Source organism: Simplicispira piscis (genome assembly GCF_054783455.1).
This window is the reverse complement of sequence record NZ_BAAGQN010000018.1, coordinates 157,593-171,131: the sequence shown is the minus strand read 5'-3', so window position 1 is coordinate 171,131 and position 13,539 is coordinate 157,593. Positions and strand designations below refer to the sequence as shown.

The window sequence follows — 13,539 nt, the reverse complement described above, 5'->3', positions numbered from 1 at the left end:
CACAAAACCGGCGGCTGGAGAGGCGCCACTAACTGCGTCATGGGCAAATATCCCCCGATAAAACGGGGTTTACCCGCTGGAGGAATCGGGCCAGCATGGTTACAAAAGTCCCTTGGCTGTGTGACAGTCATGGTTCTGTCATGCTGCCACCCTACGATGAATCGTTGTCCATTTGCACGAGGAGATACCCATGAAACACCGCTCCCTGGCCCTTTGCGCTGCCGCGGCCCTGTTGGCCAGCACGGCCGCCCAGGCACAGACCGAAATCCAGTGGTGGCACGCCATGACCGCTGTGAACAACGAGTGGGTCAACGATCTGGCCAACCAGTTCAATGCCAGCCAGAGCGAATACAAGGTCATCCCGACGTACAAGGGCACCTATGACGAGAACATGACCGCTGCCATTGCCGCGTTTCGTTCGGGCAATGCGCCGCACATCCTGCAGGTGTTCGAGGTGGGCACCGCCACCATGATGGCCAGCAAGGGCGCCACCGTGCCCGTGGGCAAGGTGATGAGCGACGCGGGCCTGGCCTTCGACCCCAAGGCCTACATCCCCGCCGTGGCCGGCTACTACACGGCGCCCAGCGGCCAGATGCTGAGCTTCCCGTTCAACAGCTCCACCACGGTTTTTTATTACAACAAGGACGCTTTCAAGAAGGCCGGTCTGAACCCGGACAAAGCCCCCGCAACCTGGCCTGAGGTGTTCGACGCGGCCAAGAAACTCAAGGCCAGCGGCAGCACCTGCCCGATGACGCTGGCCTGGATGGGCTGGACGCAGCTCGAGAGCTTCTCCACCTGGCACAACGTCGAGTTCGCTACCAAGGCCAACGGCCTGGGCGGCATGGATGCGCGACTCAAGATCGATTCGCCCCTGCACGTGCGCCACATCGACAACCTGGCCAAGGCGGCCGCAGCGGGCGAGTTCGTCTACAAAGGCCGGGGCTCGCAGGCGCAAGCGTCGTTCGTCTCGGGCGAATGCGCCATGATCCAGACGTCTTCGGGCTTCTATGGCGATGTGGCCAAAAATGCCAAGTTCGCCTATGGCCTGGCACCCATGCCCTACTACGCCGACGTGAAGGGCGCACCGCAAAACACCGTGATCGGCGGTGCCAGCCTGTGGGTGATGGCGGGCAAGAAGCCTGCCGAGTACAAGGGTGTGGCCAAGTTCTTTGACTTCCTGTCGCAGACCAAGGTACAAGCCGCCAGCCATCAGCGCACGGGCTACCTGCCCATCACGCTGGCCGCCTATGACCTGACCGAAAAGTCGGGCTTCTACAAGGACCGCCCTGGAACCGACGTAGCGGTGCAGCAGATGATCCGCAAAACGACCGACAAGTCACGCGGTATTCGCCTGGGCAACTATGTGCAGATCCGCACCATCGAGGACGAAGAGCTCGAACAGGTCTGGTCGGGCAAGCAGACGGCCAAGGCCGCATTGGGCAACATCGTGCGCCGGGGCGATGAGCTGCTGGTGCGCTTTGAGCGCGCCAACAAGGGAAAATAAAGCGCGGGGCACCTGAAAGCGCGCTAGCGCGCTGATGGCCCGCAACTGGTCAGCCCGCCGAACAAGCCCCCAGGGGCCTCGGCGGGCGTCTTCTTTTTTTGAGCTCTCATGGAAAAACGTGTTCTTTTCCGATCGGCCTGGCTGCCCTGGGTGCTCATGGCGCCCCAGTTGGTCATCATCAGCGTGTTCTTTTTCTGGCCCGCCAGCCAAGCACTTCTGCAATCCATGCAGGTGCAAGACGCATTTGGGCTGTCCACCGAATGGGTGGGTTTTCAGAATTTTCTCCAGCTCTGGGACGATCCCACCTACCTGGCATCGTTCAAGACCACGGCCTGGTTTTCGGTACTGGTGGCCGGGCTGGGCATTGGCATCTCGCTGGTGCTGGCCATTTTTGCCGACCGCATCGTGCGCGGCGCCATGGTCTACAAGACGCTTTTGATCATGCCGTACGCGGTGGCACCGGTGATTGCGGGCGTGCTGTGGGTGTTCATCTTCTCGCCCTCGATTGGCGTGGCAACGTTTGGCCTGCGCGCCCTTGGTGTGGACTGGAACTACCTCATGAACGAGGGCCAGGCGATGACACTGATCATCATCGCCTCGGTGTGGAAGCAAATCTCCTACAACTTCCTGTTCTTCCTCGCCGGGCTGCAGTCCATTCCCAGATCTTTGATCGAAGCGGCTGCCATTGACGGCGCCGGCCCGCTGCGCCGGTTCTGGAACATCCAGCTGCCGCTGCTCTCGCCGACCACTTTCTTTCTGCTGGTGATCAACATCGTCTACGCCTTTTTCGACACCTTCGGGATCATCGACGCGACCACCTCGGGCGGCCCCGGGCAGTCGACCTCGATCCTGGTCTACAAGGTATACCAGGACGGCTTCAAAGCGCTGGACCTGGGCGGCTCGGCGGCGCAATCCGTGATCCTGATGGTCATCGTGGTCGCCTTGACCGTGGTGCAGTTCCGCTATGTCGAAAAGAAAGTGCAGTACTGAAATGGCCCCCACGCTCATCGCTTCGCGTATCGCTGCCCCCCGAGGGGGAGCGTCAGTGCCTTCGGGCGGCCGGGCGGCACTGCCATGACCCCCACACTCATCGCTTCGCGCATCGCTACCCCCCGAGGGAGAGCGTCAGTGCCTTCGAACAGCCGGGCGGCACTGCCATGATTGACCGCCGCCCCTGGCTCAACGTTCTGTCGCATGCCGTCATGGTGTTTGGCGTGCTGATCGTGGCCTTCCCGCTGTACCTGGCCTTCATCGCCTCGACCCACACCGCGCAAGAGATCGTGCAAGCCCCCATGCCGCTGCTGCCGGGCAGCAATACGTGGGAAAGCTACAAGGCTGCATTGCTCGGATCGGGCAAGCTGGGCTCCAACACCACGGTGGCGCACATGATGTGGGTGAGCTTTGTCACCGCCATGGTGATCACGATCGGCAAGATCGCCATCTCACTGCTCTCGGCGTTTGCCATCGTGTTCTTCCGCTTTCGCTTCAAGATGCTCTGCTTCTGGGCCATCTTTGTCACGCTGATGCTGCCCGTGGAAGTGCGCATCCTGCCGACCTACAAAGTGGTGGCCGACCTGGGCATGCTCAACAGCTACGCAGGCCTCACGCTGCCGCTGATCGCGTCCGCCACCGCCACCTTCCTGTTCCGCCAGTTCTTCCTGACGGTGCCGGACGAGCTGGTGGAAGCCGCCCGCATGGACGGCGCAGGGCCGATGCGTTTCTTTAAGGACGTGCTCGTGCCGCTGTCTAAAACCTCGATCGCCGCGCTGTTCGTCATCCAGTTCATCTACGGCTGGAACCAGTACCTGTGGCCGCTCTTGATGACCACCAGCGAAGACATGTACCCGGTGGTGATCGGTATCAAGCGCATGGTCGCTGGCGGCGGCGAGGCCGCGATTGACTGGAACGTGGCCATGGCCACCGCCATCCTGGCCATGCTGCCACCGGCCTTCGTGGTCGTGCTCATGCAAAAGTGGTTCGTCAAGGGCCTGGTCGATACCGAAAAATAAGAACATTTCGACTTCTAACGCTTATCTGTATTACGCAAACAGCTACAAAAACAAGAGCATCATGGCATCTATTTCTCTGCGCAACATCATCAAACGCTACGGCCATGGGCCCAAGGCCAACCAGGTGATCCACGGGGTCAGCGCCGAAGTAGGCGATGGTGAATTCGTTGTCATCGTCGGGCCGTCCGGTTGCGGCAAATCGACCTTGTTGCGTATGGTGGCCGGGCTGGAGGAAATCTCGGGCGGCGAGATCGCCATCGGCAGCCGCGTGGTCAACAACCTGGAACCCGCCCAGCGCGACATCGCCATGGTGTTCCAGAACTACGCGCTGTATCCGCACATGAGCGTGTTCGACAACATGGCCTATGGCCTGAAAATCGCCAAGGTGCCCAAGGACGAGATCAAGACGCGGGTCGACAAGGCGGCGAAGATTCTGGAACTGGGGCATCTGCTCGAGCGCAAGCCGCGCGAACTCTCGGGCGGCCAGCGCCAGCGCGTGGCCATGGGCCGCGCCATCGTGCGCCAGCCGCAGGTGTTTTTGTTCGACGAACCGCTGTCCAACCTGGACGCCAAGCTGCGCGCCCAGACCCGTCTTGAAATTCAGAAACTGCACCGCGAGCTCGGCATCACCAGCCTGTTCGTCACACACGACCAGGTCGAAGCCATGACGCTGGCGCAGCGCATGATCGTGATGAACGGCGGCAACATGGAACAGTTCGGCACTCCTGAAGAGGTCTACCACCAGCCCGCCAGCGTCTTTGTGGCCAGCTTCATCGGCTCGCCCCCGATGAACCTGCTGCGCCACGCGCCGGGTGCGCGCCCTGGCACGCTGCTGGGCATCCGCCCCGAGCACCTGGATGTGGGCACAGACGGCTGGGAGGTCACGGTGGATACGGTGGAACTCTTGGGCGCCGAGCGCCTGATCTACGCCCGAGTCGATGGCGAGCCGCTCATCGTGCGCGTGGAGGAAGGCACACACGCCCCCCAGCCCGGCGACATTTTGCATGTGGCCCCGCGTGAGAACCGCCTGCACTGGTTCAATACTGAAACCGGCAAACGCCTCTGAGCCCACCGCCATGCATACACCGTGGCCCTACCCCCGCTGGATCGCCCACCGTGGCGCTGGTACGCTGGCTCCTGAAAACACCCTGGCCGCCTTCCGCCTGGGAGCCCAGCACGGCTACCGCATGTTCGAGTGCGACGCCAAACTCTCCCACGACGGCGTGCCCTTTTTGATGCACGACGCCACCCTCACGCGTACCACCAACGCCGCCCTGGTGCTGGGTGCCGGTGCCAGCACCACCGGTGGCGACCATCCCTGGGGCCAGCTGGCGCAGCTGGATGCGGGCCGCTGGCATGGACGCCAGTACGCAGGCGAGCCGCTGCCCCTGCTTTCGAACATTGCATGCTTTTGCCTGGCCAACCGTTATTTCCTGAACATCGAGATCAAGCCCACGCCCGGGCAGGAAGAAATCACCGGGCGCGTGGTGGGCGAGCATGCGGCGCAACTGTGGCACGGGCAGGCCGTGCCACCGCTGCTGTCATCCTTTCAGCCCGAGGCCCTGGCCGGCGCCCAGGCCACGGCACCGCACATCCCCCGTGCGCTGCTGGTTGACACATGGTGGGACGGCTGCCTGGACATGGCCCGGCAGCGCGGCTGCGTGGCCCTCGTGTGCAACCACGCGCTGTGGGACGCCGCCCTGGTGCGCCAGGTGCACGGCCTGGGCCTGCGCTGCCTGAGCTATACGGTGAACGACGAATGGGCCGCGCAGCGCCTGATCGCCCTGGGCACCGACGGCATCATTACCGACCGGGTGGATCTTTTCAGCCCGGCCGACTGAAAACAAAGCCGATCAACCGCGCCAGCCGCGCCGCAGCACCCACTGGCAGGTGGCGCACGCCAGCACCAGCGCGGCATAGGTCAGCAACTTGCCGTCGCGCCCCAGCCACCACAGGCCCGCAGCCAACACCCCGCAGCCCACCGCAAAAACGATAGCTGCTTGCGCCCACCAGGAGAGCGCCGCAGCCGATTTGCCCATTAGCCAACGGCTCCCCGGCGCCAACAAAACGGCCAGGACAGCCGCAGGAGCGACGAAATTGAGCAGGTGGTTCAGGGCGATCAGTGGGTCCATAAAATGACGTAAATCAAGACTTGCGCAGTCGGTGTCACTCCCTACGCATAACAATTTTATAATCTGGACATGTCTGTCTGGGCCCTTGGCATCAATCACACGACCGCGCCGCTTGATCTGCGCGGCCGTTTTGCGTTTGCCCTCGACCAGATTGCCCCCACCCTGCAGGGCCTGCGCCAGTCTTTGGGCGAAGGCAGCCCGCACGGCAAAGTGGAAACAGCCATTGTCTCCACCTGCAACCGCACCGAAATTTATTGTGCAGGCGAACAGCCCGCGCTGGATCACACGCTGGGCTGGCTGGCCCACAGCGGCGGCGTCAGCCCCGAGCTGCTGCGTTCGCACTCTTACGTGCTGGAAGAAGGCCCCGTAGCGCGCCACGCCTTCCGCGTGGCCAGCGGGCTCGACTCCATGGTGCTGGGCGAGCCGCAGATTCTGGGCCAAATGAAGGATGCCGTGCGCGCCGCCGAAAGCGCGGGCGCCCTGGGCTCCACACTCAACCAGCTGTTCCAGCGCAGCTTTGCGGTCGCCAAAGAGGTACGCACCTCCACCGAAATCGGCGCCCACAGCATCAGCATGGCCGCCGCCGCCGTGCGCCTGGCCAGCCAGTTGTTTGAAGATCTGGGCAAGACGCGCGTGCTGTTTGTCGGTGCGGGCGAAATGATCGAGCTGACCGCCACGCACTTTGCCGCGCGCAACCCCAAAGCCATCGCCATTGCCAACCGCACCCTGGAGCGCGGTGAGAAGCTTGCCACCCGCTTTGGCGCACAGGCCATGCGCCTGGCCGACCTGCCCGATCGCCTGCACGAGTTCGACATCGTGGTGAGCTGCACCGCCAGCAGCCTGCCCATCGTGGGCCTGGGCGCTGTCGAGCGCGCGCTCAAAAAACGCCGCCACCGTCCGATGTTCATGGTCGATCTGGCCGTTCCGCGCGACATCGAGCCCGAAGTCAAACAGCTTGAAGACGTCTACCTCTACACCGTGGACGATCTGGCCGGCGTGGTGCAAACCGCCCAGGCCAGCCGCCAGGCCGCCGTGGCGCAGGCCGAGGCCATCATCGATGCGGGCGTGCAAAGCTTCATGCACTGGATGGACCAGCGCGACCCAGAGCACGGCGTGGTGCCGCTGATCCGCCAGATCAACGGTCAGGCCGATACCTGGCGCGCCATCGAAATCGCCCGCGCCCGCAAGCGCCTGGCGCGGGGCGAAGACCTGGACGCAGTGCTCGAAGCCCTCTCGCGGGGCGTGGCCCGTAAGATGCTGCACGGCACCATGGCCGAATTGCGCAACGCCGACACCGCAGCGCGCGCACAGACCGCAAACACGGCCTCGCGCCTGTTTTTGCGTTCTCAAAGCAAAAAACCGCTTTAGCGCCCACCCTGCGTGCGCCAGTAGCTACATTTTTTGTAGCTCAACACACTTTTTCTGCATGAAACCTTTTCTCCGCAACCAGTTGGAGCGCTACGCCCGGCGCCTGCAGGAGCTCGACTTCCTGCTCTCGCGCGAAGACATCATGGCCGACATGGCGCAATACCGCGTGCTCTCGCGCGAGCACGCCGAGGTCACGCAGATTGCTGGCCGCTACGCCCGCTGGTGCCAGCGCACCGATGACCTGGCCGGTGCGCGCGAGATGCTGCAAGACGCCGACATGGCCGACATGGCGCAGGAAGAAATCAACAGCTGCGAAACCGAGCTGCAGCAACTCGAAGATGAACTCCAGCGCCTGCTGCTGCCCAAGGACCCTGACGATGCGCGCAACGCCTTCCTGGAAGTTCGCGCGGGCACGGGCGGCGACGAGTCAGCCCTGTTCGCGGGCGACCTGGCGCGCATGTACATGCGCTACGCCACCAACGTCGGCTGGAAGGTCGAAGTCGTCAGCGAGAGTCCGGCCGAACTGGGTGGCTACAAGGAAATTGTGCTGCGCATCGAAGGCGAACAGGTTTACGGCCAGCTGCGCTTTGAATCCGGTGGCCACCGTGTGCAGCGCGTGCCTGTCACCGAAACCCAGGGCCGTATCCACACCAGCGCCTGCACCGTGGCCGTGATGCCCGAGCCCGATGAGCGCGAGGCCATCAAGATCAACCCGGCCGACCTGCGCATCGACACCTTCCGTGCCAGCGGCGCCGGGGGCCAGCACATCAACAAGACTGACTCGGCCGTGCGCGTGGTGCACCTGCCCACCGGCATCGTGGCCGAATGCCAGGACGGCCGCAGCCAGCACGCCAACAAAGCCAAGGCACTGCAGGTGCTGCAGGCGCGCATCCACGAAAAAGAACGCAGCGAGCGCGCCGCCAAAGAGGCCGCCGAGCGCAAGGGCCTGATCGGCAGCGGCGACCGCAGCGACCGCATCCGCACCTACAACTTCCCGCAGGGGCGCCTGACCGACCACCGCATCAACCTCACGCTGTACAAGCTGCTGTACGTGATGGAGGGCGACCTGGGCGACGTGCTGCAAGCCCTGCAACACGCCCGCGAAGCCGAGCAATTGGCCGAACTGGAACACAGCACGGCGTGATCCAGAGTTGAGATAAAAACAGCCTCCAACGCTTACCCATCAAGCGCTGACAGCTATTCATTCAGAAGCACCATGACCTTGCAGCAGGCCCTGTCCACCGCCCTGTCCCAGGGCCTGGCGCGCATCGACGCACAGATACTGCTGCTGCATGTGCTGGGCCGCGCTGGCCACGACCGTGCCTGGCTGATCACCCACGACACCGATGCCCTTCCCCCGGCTTTGCAAGCGCAGTTTGAAGCCCTGTGCCAGCGCCGCCGGGCGGGCGTACCCGTGGCCTACCTCACAGGCCGCAAGGCGTTCTACGGGCTGGAGCTGCAGGTGGATGAGCGCGTACTCGACCCCCGTCCCGACACCGAAACCCTGGTGGACTGGGCCCTGGAAGTCCTGGCCCACCAACCCGCACCGCGCGTGGTGGACCTGGGCACCGGCAGCGGCGCCATCGCCCTGGCCCTGCAGCAGCAGCGCCCTGACGCCCTGGTGCTGGCCGTGGACGCCAGCACGGACGCCCTCATCGTGGCGCAGGCCAACGCCACGCACCTGGGCCTGCCGGTGCATTTCCACCATGGGCACTGGCTGCAGGGGCTGGCAGGCGGTTTTGATGCCATCGTATCCAACCCGCCCTACATTGCCGCCGCCGACCCGCATCTGGCCGCCCTCACGCACGAGCCGCTCGCGGCCCTGGCCAGCGGCGCCGACGGCCTGGACGACCTGCGCAGCATCATCGCGCAGGCCCCGGCCCATCTGGCGCCCGGCGGCTGGCTGCTGCTGGAACACGGCCACGACCAGGCCGATACGGTCGGCGCCCTGCTCCATGCGGCAGGGCTGGAGCAGGTGCAAAACCGCAAAGACCTCGCCGGCATCGTGCGTTGCTCGGGCGGCCAGAAGCCAACAGTGAAATAATCCCCCCTTTACCCTTCCCCACCCACCGGGCCTTGCGGCCCCTCTCGGAGCCTCCATGAGCGATACCCACAAGCGCATCGACGATCTCGTCAAGACCAACGACATCCTGCTGTTCATGAAAGGCACTGCCAGCTTCCCAATGTGTGGTTTCTCCGGCCGCGCCATCCAGATCCTGAAGGCCTGCGGCGCCGATCCCAAGGCCATCACCACGGTCAACGTCCTGGACGACGACGAAATCCGCCAGGGCATCAAGGACTACAGCCAGTGGCCCACCATTCCGCAGCTCTACGTCAAGGGCGAATTCATCGGCGGCTCGGACATCATGATGGAGATGTACGAGTCGGGCGAACTCAAGCAGACGCTGGGCACCTGAGCCCGCACAGGCCGTTGTGTTGCCTGATCCCCAGCCGCCTCCGGGCGGCTTTTTTCATGGGCGCAACAGCAGGGTTTTCACAGGGTAGTTTCTGCATTGAGATCCGAGCGCTTGTATGCTTGAATGGGATCGTTTCTTCACTGCAGGAGCATGCCATGACCCGCCATAGCCTTGTTCCCCAGACCCTGAGCCTGCCTGTGGCCCAGATGCGCAGCGTGTTCTGCACCAGCGATGTGGAACGCAAGCTCGCCCGGCTGCAGGACGCCGGCCAGCCGCGCGATTTCGACAACCTGCGCAGCATGTACGAACGCATGCTGGAGCGCGGACCCGAACGTTTCCAGGTCAAGCCGCAGGGCGTGCCCGACATGGCCGTCCTGTACGACCGGCTACCCAACTTCACCGAGGTGCTCGACGATGTGCGCCGCCACGTTGCCCTGGCGCAGGACAGCCGCGACGGCCTGGAGGTCACGCCCATGCTGCTGCTGGGGCCACCCGGCATCGGCAAGACCCATTTCGCCCGCCAGCTGGCCGAATTGCTGGGCACGGGCATGAACCTGCTGCCCATGAGCTCGATGACGGCCGGCTGGCTGCTCTCGGGCTCCTCCTCCCAATGGAAGGGCGCACGCCCCGGCAAGGTCTTCGAGGCGCTGGTGGAAGGTGAATACGCCAACCCCGTGATCGTGGTGGACGAGATCGACAAGGCCAGCGGCGATGCCCAGTACGACCCGCTGGGCGCGCTCTACAGCCTGCTGGAGCACGACACAGCACAGAACTTTACGGACGAATTCGCCGAGGTGCCCATCGACGCCAGCCAGGTCATCTGGATCACCACGGCCAATGACAGCCGGGGCATCCCCGACCCGATCCTCAACCGCATGAACGTGTTCGAGGTGCAAGTGCCCACCGTGGAGCAGGCGCGCAGCATTGCCCACATGCTCTACACCGGCATCCGCGCCGCACATGACTGGGGGCGGCTGATCGATCCCGAGCCGCAGAGCGATGTGCTGGACTGCCTGTCCCATATGCCCCCGCGCGAAATGCGCCGCGCGCTCATGGCCGCCTTTGGCAATGCCCGGCTGGACCACCGCTGCACGGTGGAAGTGGCTGACCTGCCCAAGGGCGCCGCCGGTCGCGGCCGCATCGGCTTTATGCAATAGCGCTCGCGCCCTTCAGCGCGGGCTGGACGGACCGGGCGGGCAGATACACTCGCTCTACCGGTGTGCCGCAGGCCACGCTCTGCCTTTTTCATGACACTGACGCAAAGCCTCTTCGTGATCGGGCTGCTGATTGCAGCCAGCGCTTTCTTTTCGATGGCCGAAATCTCACTCGCGGCCGCGCGGCGCTTGCGCCTGCGCCAACTGGCCGACGAAGGCGACGCACGCGCCGAACGGGTGCTGCGCGTGCAGGACCAGCCCGGCGACTATTTCACGGTGGTGCAGATCGGGCAAAACGCGGTGGCCATCCTGGGCGGCATCGTGGGGGAAGGCGCCCTCAGCCCGTATTTCAGCGCCCTGATGGAACTGTGGCTTTCCAGCAAAACGGCGCAGACGGTGGGGTTTCTCGCATCCTTCACCATCATTACCTCGTTGTTCATTCTTTTTTCAGACCTGTTCCCCAAGCGCCTGGGCATGGCCAGGCCGGAGCGGCTGGCGGTTGCCCTGGTGCAACCCATGGCGTGGTGCATCACGCTGCTGCGGCCGGTGGTCTGGCTTTACAGCCGGGCGGCGGATGTGCTGTTCAGGGTGCTGGGCCTGTCCTCGCTGCGCGACGACCGCATCACCTCCGACGACATCCTGGCGACGATGGAGGCCGGCGCCCGTGCCGGTGTGCTGGCCGCGCGCGAGCAGCAGGTTATTACCAATGTTTTTGAGTTGGACACGCGCACCGTCTCCAGTGCCATGTCGCCCCGTGACCGGGTGGCTTTTTTCCTGCGCGACGAGTCCGACGCCGTGATCCGCCTGCGCATTGCCGCCGAGCCTTTCTCGACCTACCCCGTCTGCGAGCGCGATATCGACCACGTGGTGGGCTATGTAGACGCCAAGGATTTGTTCCAGCGCGTACTCAACAACCAGCCCATTTCGCTGCTGGACGACAGCCTGGTGCGCAAGGTGCTGATCGTTCCCGACCGGCTTACCCTGTCGGAAGTGCTGGAGCAATTCCAGCAGGCACACGAAGATTTCGCTGTCATCGTGAATGAGTACAGCCTGGTCGTCGGCGTGGTGACGCTCAACGATGTGATGAGTACCGTGATGGGCGACCTCGTGGGCAATGAAGACGAAGAACTGATCGTGCGGCGCGATGACAACTCCTGGTTGATCGACGGTGTCACGCCCATCGAGGATGTACTGCGGGTGCTCTCGCTCGACGATCTGCCGCACGCCGGAGAATACGAAACCCTGGCCGGCTTTCTCATGGTGATGCTGCGCCGCGTCGCTCGGCGCACCGACAGCGTGGTGTGGGGCGGCTACAAGTTCGAAGTATTGGATGTGGACAGCTACCGCATTGACCAAGTCATGGTTTCGCGCCTGTCTGCCGCCACACCGCCGGAAGCAGCAAGCACCTGAAATGCAGGTTCAGCCAGTCGCCTAGCCTTCGAACCGCCAGTTGCGCTGTGCCGAGAACACAGCGTTCGGGTAAGGCGCCCGGCCCCGGCTACCGTTGTAGCGGCCCAGGGTCATGTACAGGTCGCCGCGCTCCCGATCCATGTAGTGGCGCAGGATCACACAACCAAAACGCAGGTTGGTCTGCATGTGGAACAGCGTGCCGGGATCGCCATCACCGATGAGCCGTGTCCAGAACGGCATGACCTGCATGTAGCCGCGGGCGCCCACGCTGGAGACAGCAAATTTGCGGAAAGCGCTTTCCACCTGGATCAGGCCGAGCACCAGCGAGACATCCAGCCCCGCACGTCCGCTTTCGTACCAGACCGTCTGCAAAAAATCGCGCCGCACCTCCCAATCAGGTTTGCGACGACGCAGGCGGTCACTCATGGCGCCCAGCCAGCGCAGGTAGTGCAGGCGCGCTTCGGTGGAGGCAAAAATGGGCTCAGGCGGCGCCCGGTTGCCAATGGCAGAGCTCAGTGCCGTGCGCACCGAATCCATGAGCGGCTCCTCCAGCTGCCTTCCCGCGTGCGCCTGCCCCGGAACCGCCAGCCAGGCCGCAGGCCCGGCAGCCAGCGAAACGAGGCAGGCGCGCCGCGAGATGCCTGGGATCATCGGGCCAGACGGCCCAGGACATGGGCCAGGATATCGGACACGGCCACCTTGGTGGCGGCGCTGTCGCGGCGGTGCTGGTATTCGACCTGGCCGTCCTTGAGGGCGCGGTCGCCAATGGTCACCCGGTGCGGCACGCCGATCAGTTCCCAGTCGGCGAACATGGCGCCGGGGCGCTCGCCCCGGTCGTCCAGGATCACGTCCACGCCAGCGGCCTGCAACTGCGCATACAGCTGCTCGGCCTGGGCTTTGACCTCGGGGAAGCGCTCGGGCGTGATAGGGCAGAGCACCACGGTGAAGGGGGCAATAGCGTCGGGCCAGATGATGCCGCGCTCGTCGTGGTTCTGCTCGATGGCCGCCGCCGGCAGGCGCGTGATGCCGATACCGTAGCAGCCCATCTCGAAATGGGCGGGCTTGCCGTCTTCGCCCAGGAAGGTGGCGTTCATGGCCTTGCTGTACTTGGTGCCGAGATAAAACACATGGCCTACTTCGATGCCGCGCTCAATCGCAAGTTCTCCTTGGCCATCGGGTGAGCGGTCGCCCACCACCACGTTGCGCAGGTCGGCCACCAGGGCTGGCTCGGGCAGGTCGCGGCCCCAGTTCACGCCGGTCATGTGGAAATCGACCGCGTTGGCGCCGCAGATCCAGTCGGCCATCACGGCCACCTCGCGGTCGGCCACGATGCGCACCGGCTGGCGCAGCCCGATGGGACCCAGGTAGCCCGGCGTGCAGCCAAAATGCGCCTCGATCTCGGCCACGGTGGCAAAGCGGAAACCCGCATCCAGCCCTGGCACCTTGGCCACCTTGATCTCGTTCATGTCGTGATCACCACGCAGCAGCAGCAGCCAGACTTCGCTTTTGACGATCTCGTCAGCCTCGTTGGTCTCGTCGGTCGCC

Annotated in this window: 14 protein-coding genes; 11 read left to right on the top strand and 3 right to left on the bottom strand. The window is 64.1% G+C overall.

Features of this window, described 5'->3' with window-relative positions; genetic code table 11:
* Window positions 1-190: 190 nt before the first annotated feature.
* The 5 genes from ugpB to ugpQ all read left to right on the top strand — a co-directional run bounded on the left by ugpB (window position 191) and on the right by ugpQ (window position 5,354).
* On the top strand, window positions 191-1,504 hold the full coding sequence (ugpB, locus tag ACYVOC_RS14310; RefSeq protein WP_116003056.1) for a sn-glycerol-3-phosphate ABC transporter substrate-binding protein UgpB: 1,314 nt from the start codon (window positions 191-193) through the stop codon (window positions 1,502-1,504).
* Window positions 1,505-1,612: 108 nt separating this feature from the next.
* Window positions 1,613-2,494: a sn-glycerol-3-phosphate ABC transporter permease UgpA gene (ugpA, locus tag ACYVOC_RS14305; protein WP_461162240.1), complete on the top strand. Its 882-nt coding sequence runs from the start codon at window positions 1,613-1,615 to the stop codon at window positions 2,492-2,494.
* A 167-nt stretch (window positions 2,495-2,661) separates the two neighbouring features.
* Window positions 2,662-3,513 carry a sn-glycerol-3-phosphate ABC transporter permease UgpE gene (gene ugpE / locus ACYVOC_RS14300; protein WP_116003054.1) on the top strand — a complete coding sequence of 284 codons (852 nt, stop codon included), beginning with the start codon at window positions 2,662-2,664 and terminating at the stop codon, window positions 3,511-3,513.
* Between the two features lie 61 nt (window positions 3,514-3,574).
* A complete protein-coding gene (locus ACYVOC_RS14295; RefSeq protein WP_461162239.1) occupies window positions 3,575-4,579 on the top strand; it encodes a sn-glycerol-3-phosphate import ATP-binding protein UgpC in 1,005 nt (334 codons plus the stop codon).
* Window positions 4,580-4,589: 10 nt separating this feature from the next.
* On the top strand, window positions 4,590-5,354 hold the full coding sequence (gene ugpQ / locus ACYVOC_RS14290; RefSeq protein WP_461162238.1) for a glycerophosphodiester phosphodiesterase: 765 nt from the start codon (window positions 4,590-4,592) through the stop codon (window positions 5,352-5,354).
* Between the two features lie 12 nt (window positions 5,355-5,366).
* On the opposite strand, the gene ACYVOC_RS14285 is transcribed toward ugpQ, so the two are convergent.
* Window positions 5,367-5,645 carry a hypothetical protein gene (locus ACYVOC_RS14285; protein WP_116003051.1) on the bottom strand — a complete coding sequence of 93 codons (279 nt, stop codon included), beginning with the start codon at window positions 5,643-5,645 and terminating at the stop codon, window positions 5,367-5,369.
* Window positions 5,646-5,714: 69 nt separating this feature from the next.
* On the opposite strand from ACYVOC_RS14285, the gene hemA reads away from it, so the two are divergent.
* The 6 genes from hemA (at window position 5,715) to paeA (ending at window position 11,994) form a co-directional block, all read left to right on the top strand.
* Window positions 5,715-7,013 (top strand): glutamyl-tRNA reductase, encoded by a 1,299-nt coding sequence (gene hemA, locus ACYVOC_RS14280; RefSeq protein WP_116003050.1) that lies wholly within the window; start codon window positions 5,715-5,717, stop codon window positions 7,011-7,013.
* Window positions 7,014-7,071: 58 nt separating this feature from the next.
* The gene (gene prfA, locus ACYVOC_RS14275) at window positions 7,072-8,157 is read left to right on the top strand and encodes a peptide chain release factor 1 (RefSeq protein ID WP_116003049.1); all 1,086 of its coding nucleotides are present in this window, start codon (window positions 7,072-7,074) and stop codon (window positions 8,155-8,157) included.
* A 72-nt stretch (window positions 8,158-8,229) separates the two neighbouring features.
* A complete protein-coding gene (gene prmC, locus ACYVOC_RS14270; RefSeq protein WP_461162237.1) occupies window positions 8,230-9,057 on the top strand; it encodes a peptide chain release factor N(5)-glutamine methyltransferase in 828 nt (275 codons plus the stop codon).
* Window positions 9,058-9,112: 55 nt separating this feature from the next.
* Window positions 9,113-9,430 carry a Grx4 family monothiol glutaredoxin gene (gene grxD / locus ACYVOC_RS14265; protein WP_116003047.1) on the top strand — a complete coding sequence of 106 codons (318 nt, stop codon included), beginning with the start codon at window positions 9,113-9,115 and terminating at the stop codon, window positions 9,428-9,430.
* A 155-nt stretch (window positions 9,431-9,585) separates the two neighbouring features.
* Window positions 9,586-10,587: an AAA family ATPase gene (locus tag ACYVOC_RS14260; protein WP_461162236.1), complete on the top strand. Its 1,002-nt coding sequence runs from the start codon at window positions 9,586-9,588 to the stop codon at window positions 10,585-10,587.
* A 90-nt stretch (window positions 10,588-10,677) separates the two neighbouring features.
* A complete protein-coding gene (gene paeA, locus ACYVOC_RS14255; protein WP_116003045.1) occupies window positions 10,678-11,994 on the top strand; it encodes a polyamine export protein PaeA in 1,317 nt (438 codons plus the stop codon).
* Between the two features lie 21 nt (window positions 11,995-12,015).
* Here the strand turns inward: paeA and ACYVOC_RS14250 are convergent, their stop codons facing one another.
* Together ACYVOC_RS14250 and ACYVOC_RS14245 are read right to left on the bottom strand one after the other, a co-directional pair.
* A complete protein-coding gene (locus tag ACYVOC_RS14250) occupies window positions 12,016-12,645 on the bottom strand; it encodes a lytic transglycosylase domain-containing protein (protein ID WP_116003044.1) in 630 nt (209 codons plus the stop codon).
* On the bottom strand, window positions 12,642-13,539 hold an 898-nt coding region (locus ACYVOC_RS14245; protein ID WP_461162235.1), incomplete at its 5' end, for a His/Gly/Thr/Pro-type tRNA ligase C-terminal domain-containing protein. The genes ACYVOC_RS14250 and ACYVOC_RS14245, both read right to left, overlap by 4 nt.

Coding starts and splice junctions, on each gene's coding strand:
- ugpB (WP_116003056.1), top strand. CDS start 191: ATGAAACACCGCTCCCTGGCCCTTTGCGCTGCCGCGGCCCTGTTGGCC.
- ugpA (WP_461162240.1), top strand. CDS start 1,613: ATGGAAAAACGTGTTCTTTTCCGATCGGCCTGGCTGCCCTGGGTGCTC.
- ugpE (WP_116003054.1), top strand. CDS start 2,662: ATGATTGACCGCCGCCCCTGGCTCAACGTTCTGTCGCATGCCGTCATG.
- ACYVOC_RS14295 (WP_461162239.1), top strand. CDS start 3,575: ATGGCATCTATTTCTCTGCGCAACATCATCAAACGCTACGGCCATGGG.
- ugpQ (WP_461162238.1), top strand. CDS start 4,590: ATGCATACACCGTGGCCCTACCCCCGCTGGATCGCCCACCGTGGCGCT.
- ACYVOC_RS14285 (WP_116003051.1), bottom strand. CDS start 5,645: ATGGACCCACTGATCGCCCTGAACCACCTGCTCAATTTCGTCGCTCCT.
- hemA (WP_116003050.1), top strand. CDS start 5,715: ATGTCTGTCTGGGCCCTTGGCATCAATCACACGACCGCGCCGCTTGAT.
- prfA (WP_116003049.1), top strand. CDS start 7,072: ATGAAACCTTTTCTCCGCAACCAGTTGGAGCGCTACGCCCGGCGCCTG.
- prmC (WP_461162237.1), top strand. CDS start 8,230: ATGACCTTGCAGCAGGCCCTGTCCACCGCCCTGTCCCAGGGCCTGGCG.
- grxD (WP_116003047.1), top strand. CDS start 9,113: ATGAGCGATACCCACAAGCGCATCGACGATCTCGTCAAGACCAACGAC.
- ACYVOC_RS14260 (WP_461162236.1), top strand. CDS start 9,586: ATGACCCGCCATAGCCTTGTTCCCCAGACCCTGAGCCTGCCTGTGGCC.
- paeA (WP_116003045.1), top strand. CDS start 10,678: ATGACACTGACGCAAAGCCTCTTCGTGATCGGGCTGCTGATTGCAGCC.
- ACYVOC_RS14250 (WP_116003044.1), bottom strand. CDS start 12,645: ATGATCCCAGGCATCTCGCGGCGCGCCTGCCTCGTTTCGCTGGCTGCC.